Genomic DNA, 20,957 nt, shown 5'->3' with positions numbered 1-20,957 from the left:
AGGGAGGACCTCCGCGTGACTAAGGTCGCGGGCATGGCGAGTCGGTTGGTACGGGGTACGGCGATCGCGTGCGGAGTGGCCGCGGTCGCCGGCGGCGGGATCGGGTTCGCACTCGGCGATCCGGTGCAGCCGGAGGACATCCTGCCGGCCCGGAGGCTGTCGGACGGGGTGTGTGCCCGGCTCGGCGACGTGTCCAGTCTGTTGCCCCCAGCATCGAAATCGTCGGAGGTCACGCTGTCCCAGAACGGGACGGGGCCGGTCACCTGCTCGGTGTCGGCCGATCGCTATGCGCAGCGAACCTTCTCCCAGGCCGCGGTGAAGCTGACCATCACGCCGTACGGCGGAAGGGACGCCGGTGCCGGCAAGGCGCCGCTCACCCCGGCGCAGAACGCGAAGTGGACGTGGGATCGGAGCCCGCTGGAGACCGTTGCCGATCGCCCCTACCCGACCAAGCTCGGCCGGACCTCCAGTGGTGTCGGCGGTCAGTCGTGGGCGATCAACGCGCTGGTACGGCGCGGGGACATCGTCGTACACGTGGCGTACACGGCCAGTCCGATCGAGCGGAAGGCGGCTGAGCAGGCGGCGCTGGTGCTGGCGGACCGCGCGATCTGGGAGACGAAGTGAACAGCACGCCGCAGATCCCCGGGTACCAGTTCGACCAGCAGTTGCTGCGGCATCCGCTCGCGGAGCTCTGGCGTGGCCGCAGCTTCACCGGTATGGAGGTCGTCGCGCTGGTGCTGAGCGATGCCGGATCGCGCGACGCGGTGGTGCGTGACCGCCTCGTCCAGGCTGGTCGTGGGGCCGCACTCCAGCCCGGGCAGCAGGAGACGCCGCTGTGGGCGGCGAACTTCAGCTCTGACCGCCCGTACGCGATCACTCAACTAGTGCCCGGCCAGTCCGGCGCAGAGCGCCTGATCGACCCGCTCGACGGCATCCTCGGGAACGACGAGGCCGCCCTCCAGACAGTCCGGTCCGAGCTCAGCCAGTACGGCGCTGTGCCGCCGCCAGCCGGGGACGTCGGCCAACCCCAGGCCGACCAAGCACAACCGCAAGCAGGTCCACGGTCCAAGCTGGAGGTCGCCAGGGAGTACCGGCACAAGATCGGCAGCTGGATCTACGTCGCGGCTGTCCTCGGTGTGCTGTTCGTCTTCTCCGTCACGTACTCCATCGGCTCCGCGATCGGCAGCACGATCAAGGATGAGCCGGTCGAAGCAGTGCCCGCCGCGGTCAGCCCGAGCCCGTTCCCGTCGCCGGCCATTCTGCCCGGTGTCGCGCGGATCACGACCGCGAAGTACAAGCGGCCGACCGGCGCCCCGGGCGTGTTCGGCGCGAGCTATCCGGCCGGTGCCGATGTCCAGCCGGTTGAGTACGCCGGACTCCCGTTCCCGTTCGGCTGGCCGCGGCCGCCGGCGGTCAGTTCGCTCGGCGAGTCCAGTACGACGATCTACCGCCAGGTGCTGACCGCGGCCGATCCGCGCCAGCCCAGAGGAACGCTGGAGGCGCGCATCGCGCTTCACCCGTGCCGGGACCTGGCCGGCTGCCTGGCCGACCGTGCTGCGTTCGACGCGGACTGGGCGAAGGTGTTCAAGGCACCCGTACCGACGGCCGCCAAGAGCGCGCGGACCTGGGTCGCCGAAGAGAAGTCGCAGAAGTACACCCTGGCGATGTCGCACGCGTTCATCAGCGGCGGCCAGTGGTGGCTGGTCGGAGTCGCGGGCACCGGGGTCGCCGGCGAAGAGGAAGACGTCCAGCGCATCGTGAACGACATCTGGTGGCAAACCAGCTGATCCACCGAAAATCCTTCACCAACGGCCCGCGCGACCAGCGCGGGCCGTTCTCATTTTCACAAGGTTCACCGGAAAGCGATTGTCGCCAAAACTTTGTGATCGGGCTCACGTGCTCGCGGTTCTCACCACGCGTTCGAGTCGCGTACCGTTAGTACCACTTGCACACTGGTATACGTCCACTGGACGCACTGGTATGCGACAGATCACACCGCCAGCCAGCTGGATCGAACCGCCGGAGACCCCGGCGGCCGGAGCCGTACCTCCCCTCAGCGTCGAGGGGCCGGGGCGGTCGCCGGGCCCGACAGCCGAGAGGGAATGAGCCGCCGATGACGACCACCGCCAGCCCGACCCATACCGAAGCCGACGAAACTGCCGACTCAACGGACCCCCTCAATGTCGAGGTATCGACGTACGACCTGAGCGACGCTCCGACGACGCACGCCGGCCTGCTGGCCTGGGTCGCCGAGGTGGCCGCGCTGACCCAGCCCGACCGGATCCACTGGATGGACGGCTCGGACGAGGAGTACGCGAAGCTGACCGAGGAGCTGGTCGCGGCCGGCACCATGGTCCGGCTGAACCAGGAGAAGAAGCCCAACTCGTTCTGGGTCCGCACCGACCCGTCGGACGTGGCCCGGGTCGAGCAGCGCACGTTCATCTGCTCGGTCGACGAGGCCGACGCCGGTCCGACCAACAACTGGATGGACCCGGGCCAGATGAAGGCCCTGATGACCGAGCTGTACCGCGGCTCGATGCGCGGCCGGACGATGTACGTCGTCCCGTTCTGCATGGGCCCGTTGACCGCGGAGAAGCCGATGTTCGGGGTCGAGATCACCGACTCGGCCTACGTGGTCGCGTCGATGCGGATCATGGCCCGCACCGGCGCCGAGGTGCTCGAGAAGATGGGCACCGACGCGCCCTACGTCCCCTGCCTGCACTCGGTCGGGGCGCCGCCGGAGCCCGGTCAGAAGGACGTGCCGTGGCCGTGCAACGACGAGAAGTACATCGTCCAGTTCCCGGAGGAGCGGACGATCTGGTCGTACGGCTCCGGGTACGGCGGCAACTCGCTGCTCGGCAAGAAGTGCTACTCACTGCGGATCGCGAGTGCGATGGCCCGGGACGAGGGCTGGCTCGCCGAGCACATGCTGATCCTCAAGCTGATCTCGCCGGAGAAGAAGGTCCACTACATCGCGGCCGCGTTCCCGAGCGCGTGCGGCAAGACCAACCTGGCGATGCTCGACCCGACCCTGGAGGGCTGGGAGGTCGAGACGCTCGGCGACGACATCGCCTGGATGCGGTTCGGTCCGGACGGGCGGCTGTACGCCGTCAACCCGGAGTTCGGCCTGTTCGGGGTCGCCCCGGGGACCGGCTGGAAGACCAACCCGAACGCGATGCGCACGATCGAGAAGGGCAACTCGGTCTTCACCAACGTGGCGCTGACCGATGACGGGGACGTCTGGTGGGAGGGCTACTCGCCGACCCCGCCGAACCACTTGACCGACTGGAAGGGCCGGGAGTGGACGCCGGAGTCCGGTGAGCTGTCCAGCCACCCGAACAGCCGGTTCTGCACCCCGATCAAGCAGTGCCCGATCATCGCCGACGAGTACGAGGACCCGAACGGCGTCCCGATCTCGGCGATCATCTTCGGCGGCCGGCGCGCCACCACGGTGCCGCTGGTGACCGAGTCGCGGGACTGGGGCCACGGTGTGTTCATGGGCGCGACGCTGTCGTCGGAGACCACCGCGGCCGCGGTCGGCGAGGTCGGCGTCGTACGGCGGGACCCGATGGCGATGCTGCCGTTCCTCGGGTACAACGCCGGTGACTACTTCGACCACTGGCTGAGTGTCGGCAAGGAGCACGACGCGTCGAAGCTGCCGCGGATCTTCTACGTGAACTGGTTCCGCAAGGACGACGCCGGCAAGTTCGTCTGGCCGGGCTTCAGCGAGAACAGCCGGGTGCTGAAGTGGGTGATCGAGCGGATCGAGGGCCAGGCCGACGCGGTCGAGACCCCGATCGGCCGGGTGCCAACGGCGGACGCGCTCGACGTGTCCGGGCTGGACCTGACCGCCGACGAGCTCGAGATCGCGCTCAAGGTCGACGCGGACGAGTGGAAGGCCGAGATCCCGCTGATCGAGGAGTGGTTCGCCAAGCTCGGCGACAAGGTGCCGGCCACGCTGAAGGTCGAGCTCGACCACCTGAAGGCACGGCTCGGCTGAACAGACACCGGTTGCTGAGTCGGAAGCCAGCACACCGGAGGAAGCGCGGCGCCCCGGCCCACAAGCCGGGGCGCCGCGCTGTGTGATCACGATCGCTCGGCGAGGATGCGCCGTACCTCCTCGTCCTCTACCGGCGAGAAGTCGCGGTAGGCCTGGCCGACGGCTGTGTAATACAGCGGCTTCCAGACGCACACGACCTCGTCGGCGACCAAGGCCAGCCGTCGGCAGCCTTCCGATCCACCCACCGGTACGGCGACGATCACGCGCGCTGGGTCCTGGCGCCGTACCGCCGCCACTGCCGCTCGCATCGTCGAACCGGTGGCCAGGCCGTCGTCGACGAGGATCACCACTTTCCCGCGTACGTCGATCGCCGGCCGGTCGCCCCGGTACGCCTGCTCGCGCCGCCGCAGCTCGCGGGTCTCTTCCTCGAGTACGTCGGCCAGCGCATGCTCACCCGCTTCGGCGAGAACCGGCTCGTTGCGGACCGTGTGCGTATAGCCGCCGACTCCCGCGATCGCGCCCATCGCGAGCTCGGGCTGTTGCGGCAGGCCGAGCTTGCGGACGATCAGGACGTCCAGCTTCGCCCCGAGGGCGTCCGCGACCGGAGCCGCGACGGGCACTCCACCACGTGCCAGCCCCAGCACCAGAACCGATCCGGCGACCTCCCCGAGCTCTTCGGCCAGAACCCGGCCCGCAGCCGCCCGATCCGGGTACGGCCTCATAGTCAGCATGATCCCTCGCCGGGGTACGTCTCTCAATTCCCTGCAGTAGCGAGCAGGTGCTCGGCGGAGTGCAGCGCAAGGCGGAGGGCGGGGCTCGGAGTGGGGTTCTCCGTGCCTCGTCCTCCAACGCGGCGATGTGCCCGCCGAGTGCCGCGCAGCACGCAGGGAATTGAGAGACGTGCCCAGGGCCGTCAGGCGTACGTTTGATGGCATGCGAATTCCCGAGCATGCGCGGACGGTCCTCGACTCGGACGCCCTCGGGCATCTGGTCACGATCAATCCGGACGGCAGCCCGCAGGTGTCGGTGATCTGGGTCGGGCTGGACGGCGACGAGATCATCGCGGCGCACGTGCCGAACAACCAGAAGGTGAAGAACATCCGGCGCGACGGCCGGGTGGTCCTGTCGATCGAGACCGACCGGATGAACGAGATGGGCCTGACCGAATACCTGGTGATCACCGGCACCGCCCGGATCACCGAGGGAGGTGCGGTCGACGTACTGCGGAAGCTGGCCAAGACCTACATCGGGCCGGACGCCGACTTCCTACCCGGCGACAACCTGCCGCCCGGCTACGTCACCCACATCACCGTCGACCGGATCAGCGGCGTCGGACCGTGGACGAGCTGACCGCGACCCGGTCGGCGGCGAGGCGGAAGGTGTGCTCACAGCCGCTGGCGTCCACATACTGAACCAGCGCGACCCATCCGTCCGCGCAGTGCAGCCGGCCGATCAGCCAGGCCGGCGCCCAGCCGTCACCGAGTTCGACCTCCACGTGCGCGGGCAGGCCGAGTCCGAGGATCATCCGTGGATCGAACACCGGTGCCTGTGCAGGAGCCGTCATCGTCATCACCTCTCGAGATCCGGTTCGCCCGCGCCTCACCGTGACCTCGCACTCCGGGCTGTTCCTGCGTACCCCGCGAATGTCTCGAACACGCCACCGGGACGTCACAGCACTGACCCTGTTTGATCAAGCAGCGCGGCGGACCGGCGGGTAGGTTGAGTGGATGAAAATCGGTGTGATGCTTCCGTTCGGTGGTGAGGACGGGCCCGGCGGTTCGATGCCGGGGTGGAAGGACATCCGGGCGGTCGCCGAGGCCGCTGATCAGAACGGGCTGGACGCGGTCTGGCTGGCCGACCATTTCTTCTACAAGGCGCCGGACGGCAAGGTGCTCGGGATGCACGAGGCGTGGACGCTGCTGAGTGCGGTCGCGGCGATCACCACCCGGGTCGAGCTCGGGAACCTGGTGCTGTGCGCGTCGTTCCGGGACCCGGGGCTGACGGCGAAGATGGCGGCCACGCTCGACGAGGTGTCCGGTGGGCGGCTGGTGCTCGGGGTGGGCGCGGGCTGGCACGATCCGGAGTACGAGGCGTTCGGGCTGCCGACCGACCATCGGGTCGGGCGCTTCGAGGAGTGGCTGGAGATCGTGGCCCGGCTGATCCGCGGTGAGACCGTCACCTACGACGGGACCTACCACGGGGTGCGCGAGGCCGTGCTCGACCCGGCGCCGCCGCACCGGATCCCGATCCTCGTCGCCGGCCACCGGCCGCGGATGATGCGGCTGACCGCCGAGTGGGCCGACGTGTGGAACACCGCCTGGTACGGCGCCGCGAGTGAGAAGGTCGAGGATCGGCTGGGCACGCTGCGCGACGCGGTGAAGGCGGCGGGGAAGCCGGATGGCGCGGTGGCCGCGACCGTCGGCGTCGTCGTCCGCGATCCCGACCAGGCCGCCGTACCCGATCCCCACCCGGGCGCGATCGACGGGACCATCCCGGAGTTGGCCGAAGCGATGACGGCGTACCAGAAGCTCGGCATCGATCAACTGATCGTTTCACCCGAGCCGATGACCCCGCGCTCGGTCGAGCGCCTGGCCGAAGCCAGGCAACTGATGAGCAATTGAGAAGAGGGCCGCCACCTGGCGGCCCTCTTTTGTACTGCGGAGGCGGCGGGATTTGAACCCGCGAGAGGGGATTACCCTCAACCCGCTTAGCAGGCGGGCGCCATCGACCGGACTAGGCGACGCCTCCTCCGACGGTCCCCATGCCGGGGACGCGACGACGGCCAAGACTATCCGCTCGACCCTGTTCGCAGCAAAGCGGGGCGACACCACCCTGCGTGCCCGGGGCGCCACCTTGGGAGACTAGCCCCGTGCCCCTGTAATCTGGCGTGCGTCGACGGGGGTCGCCAGCATCACGTCAACCGAGTTGGTTCCGTGGGCGTCTGAAGTACCGTGGGCCGCTGCACGCGGCCGACGGAGGGTCGCCCACGTCGTCGATCAGGGAACGGAGCTATGTCGCGGAGTACTCGCGCTGCCGGACGGAGGTCCGCGCCTCGAGCCAGCCGGTCCCGGCACCGCACGCCGCGCGCCCGTACGGCGTCGAAGGCGATCGGCCTGACGCTGCTCAGTGCGCTGGTTCCCGGCTCCGGCCTGCTGATGGGCGGCCGCAAGAAGCTCGGTGCGTTCGTGCTCACGCTCAGCATCGGCCTGCTGCTGGTCGGCGCGTACGTCGGCCTGACCCGGCGTGACTCGATCCTCGCCTTCGCGGTGTCGCCGCGTCAGTTGCTGATCGCAACCGCGGCCGTGGTGGTGCTCGGCATCTGCTGGATCTGGATCGTGGTTGCCTCGCACAAGCTGTTGCGCCCGGTGAGCATGACGTACACCGGCCGGCTGGCGGGGTCGCTGTTCGTCGGGTTGCTCTGCTTCGGCATCGCCGTACCGACGACCGTGGCCGCACAGACGGTGATGGCCCAGCGCGACCTGGTCGGCAGTGTGTTCCAGTCCGAGGGCGACTCGAAGAGCGCGACCCGGCCGAAGGTGGACAAGAAGGACCCGTGGGCGAACACCCCGCGGCTGAACCTGCTGCTGCTCGGCGCCGACGACGGCGTCGGCCGGGAAGGTACCCGGACCGACACGGTGATCGTGGCCAGTATCGACACCAAGACCGGTGACACCTCGCTGATCTCGCTCAGCCGGAACTGGATGCGGATGCGGTTCCCGGCGGACTCGCCGCTGCACAAGGTGTACCCGGACGGCTTCTGGGACCCGAAGCTCGGCAACGTCGAGCAGCCGGAGTACTACCTGGACGCGATGTACGAGAACATCCCGAAGCAGCACCCGGGGATCCTCGGCCAGACCGACAACGAGGGCGCCGACGCCCTGAAGCTCGCCGTCGGTGAGACGCTCGGGCTGGACATCGACTACTACATGCAGGTCAACCTGGCCGGCTTCCGGCAGATCATCGACGCGGTCGGCGGGATCACCGTCAACGTCAACTACCGGGTGCCGATCGGCGGCGACTACGGCGCCGGCCCGGGATCGAACAGCGAGCGGAAGCCGTCCGGCTACATCGAGCCGGGGCCGGACCAGAAGCTCGACGGGTACCACGCACTCTGGTTCGCCCGCGGCCGCTACGGCCTGAGCGACCCGTCCCGGCAGGAGCGGCAGCGCTGCACCATCCACGCGCTGGTGAACAGCGTGAACCCGGCCACCCTGGTGACGAAGTACCAGCAGATCGCCTCGGCCGGCAAGCAACTGCTCCGCACCGACATCCCGCAGGAGATCCTGGGGGCCTTCATCGAGCTCGGCCTCAAGGTGAAGAACGCGAACGTCACCAACGTCGACCTGGACAAGAGCAAGAACTTCCCGACCGGCAAGAACCCGGACTACGACGCGATGCAGGCGCTGATCCAGAAGGCGCTCAGCCCGAAGACGAAGCCGGTCGCGTCCACCCCGTCGACCACCACGACGAAGAAACCGTCCAGCGGTACGACGACCAGGAAGCCGTCGACCAAGCCGACCGTGACGCCGGGCGCCACCGAGAACCTGAACGACGCCTGCGCCTACAACCCGGGAGCGTCCGGCAACTGACATCAACCGGCCAAACAGGTCTAGAAGACTTGTTCGCCGGGAAGTATGGACCGCACTGGAACGAGTCACTGGGGGTGACTGTGCGGCGATGGACGGCAGCGGCGATCGGGATCGCGCTCTTGATGGTTGCGGGTTGCAGCGGTGAGCCGGAGGCCGGCGATGCCGCGGCACCTTCGGTCGCAGCTCCTCCGGCCGGCAGTAGTACTTCTCCCGGCACTACGACTTCCAAGCCGACACCCACTCCGGTGCGGCTGTCCGTGCCGATGTACCAGCGGGCGCTGACCAACGTCGAGAAGGTCCTGCGGACGTACGTCGTCCGGGTGATGAACGCCCAGACCCTGCCGGCCTTCGACGCGACCCGGGCCCAGCTCGCGGCGGCCGTCGTACTCCAGCGGCAGGCGCTCGCGAAGGTGAACCCGCCGGTGGCGCTGAACGCGGCACACGGCAGTGTCCTCGACGCGTTCGACAGCTACCCGGAGAGCGTGACCTCCGGTCTCGAGGCGGCCGGGTCCACGAAGACGAGTTGCGGTCTGCCGAAGGCGCCTGTGGTTCGGCTGTACGAGGCGAAGACCGGTATCCGCGGCGCGGTGGCGGAGCTGACGCAGGACGTGTCGAGGTCGGTCGGCAAGGGGCTCAAGTTCGGTGCGATCGTCGTACCGCCGAAGCCGGCAGCGCCGCCGGTCGTGAACGGGCGCGGGACGAACGGGAAGGTCATCCAGCGATCCGGGTCGCGTGGGCCGGGGCGGCTGGAGATCGACAACGGCAGCTCCTCCGACGTGGTGATCGTGGTCACCAACAGCAGTCCGCGCAAGCCGCAGGCGTCGATCTACGTGCGCGCCAGCAGCAAGGCGACGCTGAACGGGATCCGCGGCAGCTACTACGTCTTCTTCAAGTCGGGGACGAGCTGGGACGCGGCGAACCGGCGGTTCACCGAGGACTGCGCCTACGAGCGGTACGACGATCGCTTCGACGGATCCTTCGACTGGTCGATCAGCCTGGCCCGGACCCCGCTCGGCAACGCGCCGACCTCCGAGGTGGACGCCTTCTGAGGGATGGGATCATGGCCCGATGCGTACGACGTACCGGATGCGGGCGGGCCGATTCCTCGGGATCCCGGCCGCTGGGCTGATGCTCCTCGGGGTGGCCGCGATCCTGTGGGCGATCGGGCTGCCGGGAGCGGTGATCGCCGTGTTTCTGGTTCTGGGCGGGCTGGTGGTGCTCGGCGGTCTGTACATCCTGGCCCGGCCCCCCGTCGTACTGAAGCTGCGGGACGACGAGATCGACGTACGCGGCGTACGGACGCCGTGGACCGACGTCACCGAGGTCGGTCGGGTGGAGACGACGCACGGTGAGGCGATCGTGCTGCGGACCAAGCAGAAGGAGCACTCGATCCTGGTGCCGATCAACTGGCTGGCGCCCGGTCACCCGGAGTCGCTGGAGACCGCGCTGCGGGACCGGCTGAACGCGGCGCACGGTTACACGATCTGGGACGGCACTGCCTCGGAGAACGGCGATCGCGCAGAATAGGTCACCCGATCTTTTTGGAGTCCCCGTGCTTTCGTTCGAGCTGTCGTCCGAGGAACTGACCGCCTACCAGGGCACCAACCCTCGTCCGGACGACTTCGATCAGTACTGGGACAAGGCACTGCTCGAGCTCGACGCGATCGACCCCGAGACCGAGTTCGCCGATGCGACGGACTTCCCGCTGACCACAGCGACCGCGCAGCACCTGTACTTCAACGGCACCGGCGGCTACCGCGTCCATGCGAAGGTGGTGCGGCCCGCGGAACCGACAGGACCGGCCGTGCTGATCTTCCACGGGTACGGCGGTGAGCAGCCGAAGTGGGTCGACCTACTGCCATACGCGGCTCGTGGGTACACCGTGGCCGCCCTGGACGTGCGGGAGCAGGTGGGCTTCCGGACCGAGTCGCAGGCGCCGAACAGCTTCTCCCTGCACAACCACCTCGTGCACGGTCTGGACGACGGGCCGGATGGGCTGCTGTATCGGCACGTGTTCCTGGACACCCGGCGGCTCGCGGACATCATCGGCGGGCTGCCTGAGGTGGACGCGGCGCGGATCGCCACCACGGGCTGGAGTCAGGGTGGTGGGCTCTCGCTGGTCGCGGCTGCGCTGACGCCGGCGATCAAGTACACGGCCACCGTCTATCCGTTCCTGACCGACTACCAGCGGGCGTGGGAGCTCAACCTCGAGACGGCGCCGTACGACGAGATCGTCACCTGGTTCAAGAAGCGGGACCCGCGGCATCTGCGGGAGGACGAGGTGTTCACGACCCTCGGCTACATCGACGTACAGCACCTGGCGCCGCGGATCCGGGCCGAGGTGACGCTGTTCGTCGGTCTCGAGGACCAGATCTGCCCACCGTCGACGCAGTACGCGGCCTACAACAAGATCACGTCGTCGAAGTCCTTGCGGCTGTACCCGGACTTCGGTCATGACGATCTGCCGGGTGCGGCGGATGACATCTACCAGCTGATCGGCGCGAAGCTCTGATCACGCTGACGGTTCTCGGCAACGCGGCGCCCTATCCACAGCCGGATCGCCCCTGCTCGGGGTATCTGTTGCAGGGCGAACGCGCGTCGGTGTGGGTGGATGCCGGCCCTGGTTCGCTGGCCGAACTGCTTCGTCATACCTCGTTGTCTTCGGTGGATGCTGTTTGGCTGTCGCACTTGCATTTGGACCACATCGGCGACTTGCTCAACGCGTACTACGCCTTGGCGTACGGCGAACTGCCTCCGCGGGCTCCGCTTCCCGTCTACGCTCCAGCTGGTCTGGCCGACCGGCTGACCGGCTTCTTCGGTCCGGGCTTCGAGACCGACGTACTCGACCTTCGTCCTCTGTCCGACGGTCACCAGGTCGAACTCGATGACCTCACCTTGGAGAGTCGTGCGGTGGACCACGGCGGCCCCGAGGCCTATGCCTTGCGAGCCTCTTGCTCGGGCCGGGTTCTCGCCTACTCTGGCGACTGCACTCCTTGCCCCGCCCTGGACTTGGTTGCCTCCGGCGCCGACCTGTTGTTGTGCGAGGCAAACGATCCGACCCCCAACCCGTTCCACCACACCCCATCCCAGGCAGGCGAGTTGGCGCGCCGCAGTGACGCCAAGCGTCTCGTCGTCACTCATGTCGGCCCTCTGCTCACCCCGGCGGCCGCGGTCGAGGAAGCAACTCGAGCCTTCAGTGGCCCCGCCACCCATGCCGAGGTAGGCATCACCTTCGGCTTCTGAGGTCGTACCGAGCCGGGCTGATGGCGGGTGACGAGTTCCTTATCCGCCATTGCGACGCTTTTGATACGCCGGGTGCCATTCCACTCCGCCCTGCCTGATGGCCTGCCACCAACGCTGCACGAAGCTGACCACCGCGATGAAGAACGCCGCGATCATCGCGGTCGAGAAGCGTTCCACGCTGCCGCGAGCAAGAGAGTCCGGTGTGAGGTGGGCGAACGCAAGAAGGGCCACGGTGACGAGCGATGCGACACCGGTGACCGCCGCGCAGACGAGATCAGCGGGACTGTTGCGAACCGCCTCCCGGAGTGGACTGTCAATCGCTCGGCCGATCAGGATGACGTGGTCGCGGCCATGCTCGTAGACCTCGACACGATTCGACTCGATCTGGAGGCCCTCGATCGCACCGACCTTCTTCGTCAACTCCCCGACAATGTGTTCGGCATTCTTCTCCAGCTCTCCCAGGTTGTCGTGAATCAACCGGAAGGTCGCATAACCCTGAAGCGAGCGAGTCACGATCAGACGGCAATGATCTGGCAGCCGTGCAAAGAAGATCACGTGGTCGCGCTCGCCTACAGCAACCTCTGGCAGATGATCCCACTCCCGCTCCGCTTCCCGGAGATATGCCTTTCGCCTGTCCTCGTACGGGCCGGAGTCTTTGCTTGTCCGCCCGAGTCCGAGGGTCAATAGCCGATCGACCAAGGCCTCGTCCGTGGGATACGCGCTGATGGAGACTGCATTGATGAGTACGACGAACTTTGCCCGCATCGTTCGCTCCCTAGACTGTCCGGCCGGCTCGTGGCTCGGCGCCCGATCTCAATTGCTGCCGATCGCCCTCGGCATTCCTGATCACGACGGTCTGTTAGGGGTAGAGTGCAGGAATCCATGGGGATGGGCGCAACGTGGAAGAACGTGCCAGCAATGTGGGCGACGTTGGGGGTGATGGCAATCGACGACTTGCGTCGCGCGATACAGCAGTTGGGCGAGCGAGAGGGTATGACCGCTGCGCGGCTGGAAGACTCCCCGCTGTACGAGCTGATGTCCAATACGCCACCAGGTTGGAGCTCCGCCGACCGTGCTGCCGCCTTGGGGCGGCTGATCGTCGAAGTCGTCAACGGACTGTCCAGTATCAACCTGCGCAGTGCTGCCCGGGTAGCCCTCAATACGCATGACAGCGGGTCCGCGGGCCGCTCGGCAAGAATTCGTTGGAGTGCGCTCGCCGACGCGGAGAACGCTAACGAGCGGACGGTAAGAAACTGGTGGTACGAGGCGGCGGTGACCCTGTCGCGAATTGTTCCGGAGCGGATCGATGAGGTGAACGCCGCCGGAGACTGGCCGAAGTACCGTGTCCATGGGGTCTCAGGGCAAGCGAGCCAGAGTCTGCCTCCGTATCGCTTTGCGCGAATCGACAGTTGCTTCTGGTTCGATGGCACAGTCGGAGTGCGCTCGATGACGAATCGCCGGGTTGTTGCGTTGGAGGACGGGGTCGACCGCATCCTTGCGGTCGGGCGGTACTACGCCGATCACCGCCCTGGGGCGGCGGAGATCGTGCCAATGATGAACTGCGAACTCGGCGAGATTCGTCCGGTCCGCGGTATGACGGCAGTCGACATTCGGCTGCCCAGGCCGCTCGACCGCGGCGAAGAAGAGTTCATCTCGTATCAGATCAACTTCCACAGCGACCGGGAATCCGAGCCAGTCGTCAATCATGAAGTCACCGCGGCTTCCGTAGGGCTGTATGTGGCTCGAATTCAGTTCGATCCTGATCAAACTCCGGAGTCGATCTGGTATTTTTCGGCACGCACCGAGGTCGAGGCTCGCCTCGAGCCCGCGGCTGCCGAGAGCCATCGCTTCGTCGACGTGTCGGAGCTCGGGTACGTCTCTCACAGGTTCCATGATTGTGAGTACGGCGTAAGCTACGGTCTGGCTTGGGCATGGCCCGGGAGTCGGGCGAATGTCGCTCAAGCCCTATCGAACGGAGGACGCGAATGAACGACGGTTAGCAAGCCAGACGTCTCATCAGTGAGGCGTGGGGCTGCACGAGCCGTCATCGCCGTGTCCACAACGAACACCAGCGAGCAGCTCAGGGCTCCAAGGGGCCGTCCTGCAAACGTACGTTCACGCCTACGTCGGTGCCGCGGTGGCGTCGGGCCGAGTAGCTGTGTCCGTGCGAAGGTCGCTCCACACGTCGCCGGGTTGGCGCAATGCGGTTGCGCCAACCCGGCGGGCAAGCCTTCGGACGACCGCCCACCAGCGGTCGCCTATCACCGGTCTGTCTTGGAGTATTGCGGCCGAACCCGCATGCTCGGAACGGAGAGTTTCACGTACCCCTGGCTCGTCTAGGGTGAGGTGTGGAGTTCTTTGTGTGGGGGCGGGATCGGGTCGGCGGGTATGACATCAAGGTCCGGTTGAACGAAGAGCACTGGGCTTTCATGGATGGGTACGGCGAGCAGCTGATCGCGCGTGGCCCGACATTGACCGGTCACGAGGACGACGCCGAGACGACGGGCAGTCTGCACATCGTGGATCTGCCCGACGAGGACGCCGTACTACGGTTCGCCTTTGAGGAGCCGTACTACCGGGCCGGCGCTTTCGAGTCCGTCGAGTTGTACCGCTTCCACAACCGCGCAGGCCGCACCATGTGGGACTTCACCAACGCGGTCGCCGAATTCAACCGCTACCTGGTCATCACCACGGACGCGTCTGCCGCCACCCCGTCAGAACACTTCATCGTGTACGGCGACCTCCTCACCCTCGACGGCCAAACCCCCGTCGGCCAAGCCGCCCTCCTGGAAGCCCCAACCCTGGAAGCCGCCGCAACCCTCCTACCAGGCTCCCCCCAAGCTCACCCCTGGGAATACGGCGGCCGCCGCTGACCATGTCCGTGAGAGCCCGAGCAGCCGCGCGACTCCACACCGCCCACAAACTTGCTCCGCGACGCTGACCTCCTGGATGCCGGGTCAGGGTTTTATGACGCGGTAGCGGAGGTGGGTGGCGTCTCGGCCTTCTAGGGAGCGGACTAGTTCGAGTTCTGCGGGTTGGGAGTCGAAGAGGCGGCGGCCGGTGCCGAGGAGGACGGGGACTAGGTGGATTTCCAGTTCGTCGAGGTGGCCGGCGGCTAGGAGGGACTGGGCTGTGGCGGCGCCGTGGACGAGGATGGGGCGGTCGCCGGTGGCGGCTCGGGCGTCGGCGACGCAGGCGTCGACGTCGGTGTAGAACTTCGCGGTGCCGGGTGGTTCGTCGTTCTCGTCGATGTGGTGGGTGAGGATGTGGATCGGTACGCCGTCGTGGTGGTCGCCGTTCCAGCGCCCGGCGAGCTCGAACGTACGGCGTCCCGCGATGACGGCCCCGGTCGCCAGCGCCTCACCGTAGATCTGCCCGTTCACCCCCGGCCCCAGGCGGTCGTCGAGCCAGTTGAACAACCGGCCGCCCCCTCGCCCCAGCTCCTGCCCGGGTTCGTCGTCCGGTCCGGCGATGAAGCCGTCCAGAGACATCGACATGTACAACCGCGTTGGTCCGCTCATGACCTCCACCTAACGGCAGACAACTTTCAAAGGACTTTCACGTGGGGATCCAGGCCGGCCACCAGGGTGGGACGTTGCCGGGGCAGATGCCGGGGGATGCGGCCGGGGTGCCCTGCCAGGAATACAGGGCCAGGTCGGCGATCGCGATGGCGATGGCCGCGGCGACCAGCGAGAACAGGAAGGTCTTACCGGCGTACCGGAAGACCAGGTTGAACAGGACGAGGTTCACGATCAGCGCGAGCGGCAGGCCGAGGAACAGCAGGGTCAGCCCGTTCGGGACGCTGCCCGCGACGTCGACCTGACACGCCTTCCAGGACCGCGAGGTGATCACGATCAGCCCGAAGGCCGTTCCGCCGCCGACGACCACGGTCAGGAACTTCTCGCCCTTGCTCCCCTTCGCAGCTAACGCCATGAGGATCACCGTAAGTGATCCGGGCGATCAGTTCAGCTCAGTACCGCCAGCGGAGTGCCGCGACCCGGTCCTCCAGCGACAATGACCCGAGCGATTCGGCGTCATGGCGTCGTACGGCGAGGAACGGGTCGACGATCGCCTCACCGAGCGCACCGCGGATGACCGTGGACTGCTCCAACGCCGCCAGTGCGTCCTCGAGAGTGAGCGGCAGGCGTCGTACGCCCATGCTCAAAAGCTCTGTGTCCGAGTACGACGCCGGGTCGCGATCCAATCCGGCCGGGAGCTCCGCCCGCTGCTCGAGCCCCTTCAGCGCGCTCGCGAGGACGGCCGCGGCCGACAGGTACGCGTTGCCCGATGGGTCGCCGATCTTGATCTCACAGTTGGCCGAGTCCGGGCGGCTGGTGATGCTGCCCGGCACGTACCGCAGCGCCGCCTCGCGGTTCTCCGGACCCCAGCACGCGTACGCGCCCGCCCAGTTGCCCGGCACTCGGCGATCGGCACTGACCACACTCGGCGCGAGTACGCCGGTGAGCCCGTCCAGCTCAGCCAGCACTCCCGCGATCAGGTGCCGCGCGTGCTCCGACGGACCGCCGTCGTCCCCGAACGGTACGCCGTTCAACGCCGCCGAAAAGTGGATATGCGCCCCGTTGCCGACGAACCCGGCGACCGTGATCGGCGCGAACGACACGAGCAAGTCGTGTTGCCGAGCAACGCGGTGCACGATCAGCCGGGCGAGCTGCGACTGATCAGCAGCCGCCAACGGCGAGGCCGGCGGCAGCGCGACCTCGACCTGACCCTGCGCGTACTCCGGATGCAACTGCTCGGCCGGAACCCCGGCCGCGTCGAGTGCTTCGAGCAGGTCGACCGCGAAGTCCTCCAGCTTCAGCGTCGCAAGTACGCCGTACGCCGGACCAAGCGTGGCGACCCGAGGATCGCCGGGATCGCCCGTGAACACGGTGAATTCCAGCTCGAACCCGAGCTGCACGTCGAGCCCGGCCGCGATCGCGCGCTCCTCCTGCCGGCGCAGTGCCGCTCGCTGGCAGATGTCGACCGGCTGATGGTCCTGCGAGAGTTGGTCGGCGGGTGCCCAGTACACCGTGTTGTCCGGCCCGAGCGGGGCCGCCGCGGTCAGATCGGGCATCAGCCGGTTGTCGCCGACCGGCCCGTTCACCGCCGGCGACGAGGTGATCCCGTCGTCGGTGCACATCACCGCGAACACCGGTGACAGGCCGATGCCGTCGCGCATCGCCGTACGCAACCGATGGGCCGGCACCGACTTGGCCCGGGTGATGCCGGCATTGTCGACAATCGACGTGATGAACATCCGCAGGCCGCCGTCGAGTAGCGCGTTGACGCGGTCCGCGGGCGGCAGGCTGTCGGTGATGGACACGCTGACCTTCGTACCACACGCCAAGGGGCCCAGCCGGTGCCCGCGCGGCCGGGGACGGGGCCCGCTAGCTGTTCGGCCGGTCTGCCCCCGGGACACGAGATCATCATCCGGCGCCGACATCGACGAAAGCGAGAGAGACGAATGCGCTGGACCCCGCCGACCGTCCTGGTCAGTGTTCTCATCCTTGCGACGGCAGGTTGCGGTGGCGATCAGGAGGGCACCGAAGACCGGGCCGGCGCCGTCGCATCGACGCCGGCTCCGGCGCCCCGGCCGAAGCCGGCCCCCGCGATCAGCACGCGCGGAGCGGAGGACGTGCTGAAGCGGTACCTGCCGGCGATCAGCCAGGCGAACGCGAAACTGGACCCGGCACGGGCCGCGAAGGTGGAGACGGGATCGGCTCTGCAGCTCCACAGCGCGCAGTACCGCGTGTATCGCAAGAACGGCTTGCGCTACACGTCGGTCAAGTACGTCGGAGCTCTGGGCGCGGCACCGATGGTCACGGGGTACCCCAGGTGGTTCTTCACGGCCGCGACGGACAAAGGCTCGAAGCCCGCGACGCGGGACTTCCTGCTGTTCGTCCAGGAGCGTAGCGGTGCGCCGTGGCGCGTGACCTATGCGCCGTTCTCGAAGACGGCGACCGGTCCGCTCGCGTCCGGAGTGGACGTGGCGGACTTTCCGGCGGTCGTGGCCGCGGACGACAAACTCTCGGCGATCGCACCGGGCCGGGTGCCCGCCGTCCTGGCAGATGCGGTGACCCAGGGCAGCAAGAGTCGATACGCGAAGTTGGTCGCGCAGGATGACATCTTCGGCAGTGCGCGCGCCAAGATTGTCGACAACCGGAGGATCTACACGAGCAACGACTGGGCCGGAACCAGCCGGGCAGCGGCGGCCCCGACCCCGGTCTATGCGCTGCGGACGAAATCCGGCGGTGCGCTCGTCTGGTTCGGGCTCGACCTGCTGCACTCCTATCGCAACGAGGGCGACACCAACATGGTGTGGCAGACCTCGACCGTCGGCGACCTGCAGCGCGGATTCGGGCTGCCGTCGGAGGTCACGAAGTCGATCACTCGGCAGGAGCGCTACGAACTGGTCGCCTACGTTCCCCCGAAGGGCAAGGGGACGATGCGCCTCCTCGCGAGCCGCTGGTTCCCGCTGTCCGTCCGGGGCAGCTGAAGCGCCCACCGCCCGGCGGGAGAACTGAAGCGGCCCGCCACCGGCGGAAGCTCAAGCGCCCCACCGCCGGCGGGAGACTGAAGCGGCCCGCCACCGGCGAGAACTGAAATGGTCCCTCAGCGGATGAGGAGACCGGTGGCGACGATTTCGGTGGCTGTCGCGAGCAAGGCCCGGAGCTCGGCGTCGGAGCGCCGGAGCGTGTCCGGGCGCCAGCCCAGGCTGATCACGCCGTTCCACGCGGCCCACAGGATGGTCGCGACCTCCTCGGCATCCACCTCACGGAGCTCACCGGCAGCCATTCCCTGCCGCAACGCCTCGACCAGCCGTCGGTTCTGCTCGTCCACCGCCCGCACCAGACGCTCCGACAGCTCCTGACCTGCCTGGTACTGACCCGGCTGGCCGGGGAACGCGAGCATCCGGAAGTAGTCCGGGTGGTCGAGATAGAAGTCGAGGTACTGCTCGGCCGCCGCGTAGATCTGCTCGACCGGCGAGCGGTCCGCGGTGTACGCCCGATCCATGTAGTGCCGGTCGGCGTCGAGGGCATGCTCGACCACGGCCGCCTGCAGGCCCGCCTTCGAGCCGAAGTGGTTGTAGATCGACCCCACTGCCACGCCGGCCCGCTCGGCGATCTCCTCGACCGTCACGTCCTCGACGGATCGCTCGCTGAAGATCTCCTGGCCGGCCCGGACCAGCGCCTCCATCGTCCGTTGCTTCCGGGGATCCACAGGCCCATGCTACGGTCTTGCAATCATTACAAGAACTCCCCGGGGAGGCCGTGATGCGCGATCCCAGGCTGGGTGCGCCACACGAGGTCGACCTGCCGGCCGGTCCGCTGCGGTACTACGAGACCGGCGACGGACCGCCGATCGTCTTCGTCCACGGCTACCTGGTGAACGCGAACCTCTGGCGCAAACTCGTCCCTCTGCTCGCGGACCGCTTCCGCTGCATCACCGCCGACTGGCCGCTCACCGCCGTACATCCGGTCACCTATCGCGCGCTCTATCAGGCGCTCCGCTGGTCGAGGACCTGGCGCTGGCGCAACACCTACGGCTGGTTGGCGAAGGAACCGATCGACGCCGAGATCATGCGCAGCTACATCACCCCGGTCGTCACCGACGCGGCGATCCGCCACGACGGCCGCAAAGCCATCGGCGCGGTCGACGCCCGCTACACCCGAGCCGTGGCGGGCCACCTAGCGAAATCGTTCGGTAAACCCATCGACCTCCTCTGGGCCGCCGACGACCGCGTCTTCCCCGTCGCCGAAGCCCAGCGGTACGCCGACCTCCTGGGCGCAACCCTCCACACCGTCCCCGACTCCTACACCTACCTCACCGAGGACCAACCCGACCTAACTGCCCAACTCGTGACCAGCTTGCTTGCCCAGGAGGCGTAGGAGGAGCTGGGGATCGGTGGGCCAGGCGGCGAGGAGAGTGTCGCGAGGGATGGAACGGGCCGCATAGCGGAGCAGAAGGATGACGGCGACCACGTCGTCGAGTGGCCCGATGACAGGGAGGAACTCGGGGAGCAGGTCGATGGGCGACAGCACCCAGAGGACCGCGATCAACAGCGCGATCTTGGCTCGGCGAGGTACGTCGGGATGCTTCCGCAACGTCCGAGCAGCCATGACACACGACGGCAGGAACTCGGCCACCTGGCGCATCAAACCGTTCGGCAGCCGATGCGCGAACAGGACCATCAGTCCGCAACTGATCGCCCACAGCCCAGCCAGCACCCCGGCGATCACCAGCGCCTTGACCACGGCTCAACCATAATCGAGACGTGAAGCGTTGGCCGGACAGCTCGTACCGGGTAGGGATCTCGGGGTGGCGGTATCCGCCCTGGCGGAAGGTCTACTACCCCGAGGGCCTGCCGCAGCGGGCTGAGCTGGAGTACGTCTCCCGCCGGCTGAACTCGATCGAGCTGAACGGCTCCTTCTACTCGCTCCAACGCCCATCGTCGTACCAGCGCTGGTACGACGAGACGCCCGACGGCTTCGTGTTCTCGGTCAAGGGTCCCCGCTTCGTCACCCACATGAAGAAGCTGGCCGACGTGGACGCGCCGCTGGCGAACTTCTTCGCCTCCGGAGTGCTTGCGCTAGGCAACAAACTCGGGCCGGTGCTGTGGCAGCTCCCGCCGACACTCGGGTACGACGCCGATCGACTCGCCTCGTTCTTCGATTTGTTGCCGAGGACGACCGCTGAGGCCGCGGACGTCGCCAAGGGCCACGACGAGCGGATGGAGGGCCGGGCGCTCCTCGAGTGCTCGGTCGACATTCCGCTCAAGCATGCTCTGGAAGTTCGCCATTCCAGCTTCGAGAACAAGGAGTTCGTCGAGCTGATGCGCGAGCACGACATCGCGCTGGTCTGTGCCGACACGGCCGGCAAGTGGCCGATGTTCGGAGACGTCACCTCCGACTTCGCCTACGCCCGTCTCCATGGCGCCGAGGAGCTCTACGTCAGCGGGTACGACGACAAGGCACTCGACGGCTGGGCCCGAAAGATCAAGGCCTGGAAGCGGGACACCTTCGTCTACTTCGACAACGACGTCAAAGTTCGTGCTCCCTTCGACGCCGAAGGGCTCGCGCGGCGCCTGAAGATCACTTCGGCCTAGGCCGAAGCATTGCGGCTCT

At 67.5% G+C, this 20,957-nt stretch carries 23 protein-coding genes and 1 tRNA gene; 15 read left to right on the top strand and 9 right to left on the bottom strand.

The window, feature by feature from the left end; genetic code table 11:
- Positions 1 to 33: 33 nt before the first annotated feature.
- From V9K99_RS03370 to V9K99_RS03360, 3 genes are all read left to right on the top strand, one after another.
- Positions 34 to 624: a hypothetical protein gene (locus tag V9K99_RS03370; RefSeq protein ID WP_337010682.1), complete on the top strand. Its 591-nt coding sequence runs from the start codon at positions 34 to 36 to the stop codon at positions 622 to 624.
- Positions 621 to 1,787: a hypothetical protein gene (locus V9K99_RS03365; RefSeq protein ID WP_337010680.1), complete on the top strand. Its 1,167-nt coding sequence runs from the start codon at positions 621 to 623 to the stop codon at positions 1,785 to 1,787. Before V9K99_RS03370 ends, V9K99_RS03365 begins: the two co-directional genes overlap by 4 nt.
- A gap of 326 nt (positions 1,788 to 2,113) precedes the next feature.
- Entirely contained in the window at positions 2,114 to 4,000 is a 1,887-nt protein-coding gene (locus V9K99_RS03360) for a phosphoenolpyruvate carboxykinase (GTP) (RefSeq protein WP_337010678.1), read from the top strand.
- Positions 4,001 to 4,086: 86 nt separating this feature from the next.
- On the opposite strand, the gene V9K99_RS03355 is transcribed toward V9K99_RS03360, so the two are convergent.
- Entirely contained in the window at positions 4,087 to 4,731 is a 645-nt protein-coding gene (locus tag V9K99_RS03355) for a phosphoribosyltransferase (RefSeq protein ID WP_337007707.1), read from the bottom strand.
- A 202-nt stretch (positions 4,732 to 4,933) separates the two neighbouring features.
- Between V9K99_RS03355 and V9K99_RS03350 the strand changes: the two genes are divergently transcribed.
- Positions 4,934 to 5,350, top strand: coding sequence for a PPOX class F420-dependent oxidoreductase (locus tag V9K99_RS03350; protein WP_337007706.1), 417 nt, complete (start codon positions 4,934 to 4,936; stop codon positions 5,348 to 5,350).
- On the opposite strand, the gene V9K99_RS03345 is transcribed toward V9K99_RS03350, so the two are convergent.
- Positions 5,322 to 5,564 (bottom strand): hypothetical protein, encoded by a 243-nt coding sequence (locus V9K99_RS03345; RefSeq protein WP_337007705.1) that lies wholly within the window; start codon positions 5,562 to 5,564, stop codon positions 5,322 to 5,324. The genes V9K99_RS03350 and V9K99_RS03345 overlap by 29 nt on opposite strands.
- Before the next feature lie 163 nt (positions 5,565 to 5,727).
- Between V9K99_RS03345 and V9K99_RS03340 the strand changes: the two genes are divergently transcribed.
- Positions 5,728 to 6,621 (top strand): LLM class flavin-dependent oxidoreductase, encoded by an 894-nt coding sequence (locus V9K99_RS03340; RefSeq protein ID WP_337007704.1) that lies wholly within the window; start codon positions 5,728 to 5,730, stop codon positions 6,619 to 6,621.
- Positions 6,622 to 6,658: 37 nt separating this feature from the next.
- Here V9K99_RS03340 and V9K99_RS03335 read toward each other — a convergent pair.
- Positions 6,659 to 6,748, bottom strand: a tRNA-Ser gene (locus V9K99_RS03335).
- A 263-nt stretch (positions 6,749 to 7,011) separates the two neighbouring features.
- Here V9K99_RS03335 and V9K99_RS03330 point away from each other — a divergent pair.
- From V9K99_RS03330 to V9K99_RS03310, 5 genes are all read left to right on the top strand, one after another.
- Positions 7,012 to 8,589 (top strand): LCP family protein, encoded by a 1,578-nt coding sequence (locus tag V9K99_RS03330; RefSeq protein WP_337007703.1) that lies wholly within the window; start codon positions 7,012 to 7,014, stop codon positions 8,587 to 8,589.
- 74 nt (positions 8,590 to 8,663) lie between these two features.
- Positions 8,664 to 9,638 (top strand): hypothetical protein, encoded by a 975-nt coding sequence (locus tag V9K99_RS03325; RefSeq protein ID WP_337007702.1) that lies wholly within the window; start codon positions 8,664 to 8,666, stop codon positions 9,636 to 9,638.
- A gap of 19 nt (positions 9,639 to 9,657) precedes the next feature.
- Positions 9,658 to 10,116 carry a hypothetical protein gene (locus V9K99_RS03320; RefSeq protein ID WP_337007701.1) on the top strand — a complete coding sequence of 153 codons (459 nt, stop codon included), beginning with the start codon at positions 9,658 to 9,660 and terminating at the stop codon, positions 10,114 to 10,116.
- Between the two features lie 25 nt (positions 10,117 to 10,141).
- Positions 10,142 to 11,101, top strand: coding sequence for an acetylxylan esterase (locus V9K99_RS03315; protein WP_337007700.1), 960 nt, complete (start codon positions 10,142 to 10,144; stop codon positions 11,099 to 11,101).
- Positions 11,098 to 11,832: an MBL fold metallo-hydrolase gene (locus V9K99_RS03310; protein ID WP_337007715.1), complete on the top strand. Its 735-nt coding sequence runs from the start codon at positions 11,098 to 11,100 to the stop codon at positions 11,830 to 11,832. Before V9K99_RS03315 ends, V9K99_RS03310 begins: the two co-directional genes overlap by 4 nt.
- A gap of 39 nt (positions 11,833 to 11,871) precedes the next feature.
- On the opposite strand, the gene V9K99_RS03305 is transcribed toward V9K99_RS03310, so the two are convergent.
- Positions 11,872 to 12,597, bottom strand: a complete 726-nt coding sequence (locus V9K99_RS03305) for a hypothetical protein (RefSeq protein ID WP_337007699.1) — start codon at positions 12,595 to 12,597, stop codon at positions 11,872 to 11,874.
- A 174-nt stretch (positions 12,598 to 12,771) separates the two neighbouring features.
- Between V9K99_RS03305 and V9K99_RS03300 the strand changes: the two genes are divergently transcribed.
- Together V9K99_RS03300 and V9K99_RS03295 are read left to right on the top strand one after the other, a co-directional pair.
- On the top strand, positions 12,772 to 13,821 hold the full coding sequence (locus V9K99_RS03300) for a hypothetical protein (RefSeq protein WP_337007698.1): 1,050 nt from the start codon (positions 12,772 to 12,774) through the stop codon (positions 13,819 to 13,821).
- Positions 13,822 to 14,180: 359 nt separating this feature from the next.
- Entirely contained in the window at positions 14,181 to 14,705 is a 525-nt protein-coding gene (locus V9K99_RS03295; RefSeq protein WP_337007697.1) for a YciI family protein, read from the top strand.
- Between the two features lie 84 nt (positions 14,706 to 14,789).
- On the opposite strand, the gene V9K99_RS03290 is transcribed toward V9K99_RS03295, so the two are convergent.
- The 3 genes from V9K99_RS03290 to V9K99_RS03280 are packed head-to-tail and all read right to left on the bottom strand — an operon-like array spanning position 14,790 to position 17,155.
- Positions 14,790 to 15,353 (bottom strand): dihydrofolate reductase family protein, encoded by a 564-nt coding sequence (locus tag V9K99_RS03290; RefSeq protein ID WP_337007696.1) that lies wholly within the window; start codon positions 15,351 to 15,353, stop codon positions 14,790 to 14,792.
- A gap of 37 nt (positions 15,354 to 15,390) precedes the next feature.
- Positions 15,391 to 15,765, bottom strand: coding sequence for a hypothetical protein (locus V9K99_RS03285; RefSeq protein WP_337007695.1), 375 nt, complete (start codon positions 15,763 to 15,765; stop codon positions 15,391 to 15,393).
- A gap of 37 nt (positions 15,766 to 15,802) precedes the next feature.
- Positions 15,803 to 17,155 carry a glutamine synthetase family protein gene (locus V9K99_RS03280; protein ID WP_337007694.1) on the bottom strand — a complete coding sequence of 451 codons (1,353 nt, stop codon included), beginning with the start codon at positions 17,153 to 17,155 and terminating at the stop codon, positions 15,803 to 15,805.
- 141 nt (positions 17,156 to 17,296) lie between these two features.
- Here V9K99_RS03280 and V9K99_RS03275 point away from each other — a divergent pair, with 141 nt between their 5' ends.
- Positions 17,297 to 18,328, top strand: a complete 1,032-nt coding sequence (locus V9K99_RS03275) for a hypothetical protein (RefSeq protein ID WP_337007693.1) — start codon at positions 17,297 to 17,299, stop codon at positions 18,326 to 18,328.
- Between the two features lie 116 nt (positions 18,329 to 18,444).
- Here the strand turns inward: V9K99_RS03275 and V9K99_RS03270 are convergent, their stop codons facing one another.
- Positions 18,445 to 19,053 (bottom strand): TetR/AcrR family transcriptional regulator, encoded by a 609-nt coding sequence (locus V9K99_RS03270; RefSeq protein ID WP_337007692.1) that lies wholly within the window; start codon positions 19,051 to 19,053, stop codon positions 18,445 to 18,447.
- Positions 19,054 to 19,106: 53 nt separating this feature from the next.
- Here V9K99_RS03270 and V9K99_RS03265 point away from each other — a divergent pair, with 53 nt between their 5' ends.
- Positions 19,107 to 19,721, top strand: coding sequence for an alpha/beta fold hydrolase (locus V9K99_RS03265; RefSeq protein WP_337007691.1), 615 nt, complete (start codon positions 19,107 to 19,109; stop codon positions 19,719 to 19,721).
- Here the strand turns inward: V9K99_RS03265 and V9K99_RS03260 are convergent.
- The gene (locus V9K99_RS03260) at positions 19,677 to 20,087 is read right to left on the bottom strand and encodes a YkvA family protein (protein ID WP_337007690.1); all 411 of its coding nucleotides are present in this window, start codon (positions 20,085 to 20,087) and stop codon (positions 19,677 to 19,679) included. The genes V9K99_RS03265 and V9K99_RS03260 overlap by 45 nt on opposite strands.
- A 20-nt stretch (positions 20,088 to 20,107) precedes the next feature.
- Here V9K99_RS03260 and V9K99_RS03255 point away from each other — a divergent pair, with 20 nt between their 5' ends.
- Positions 20,108 to 20,938 (top strand): DUF72 domain-containing protein, encoded by an 831-nt coding sequence (locus tag V9K99_RS03255; protein ID WP_337007689.1) that lies wholly within the window; start codon positions 20,108 to 20,110, stop codon positions 20,936 to 20,938.
- The last annotated feature ends 19 nt before the right edge of the window (positions 20,939 to 20,957 follow it).

Source organism: Kribbella sp. CCNWLW201, assembly GCF_037203805.1.
Taxonomy (GTDB): Bacteria; Actinomycetota; Actinomycetes; order Propionibacteriales; family Kribbellaceae; genus Kribbella.
This window is presented reverse-complemented; position numbering and strand designations above follow the sequence as displayed.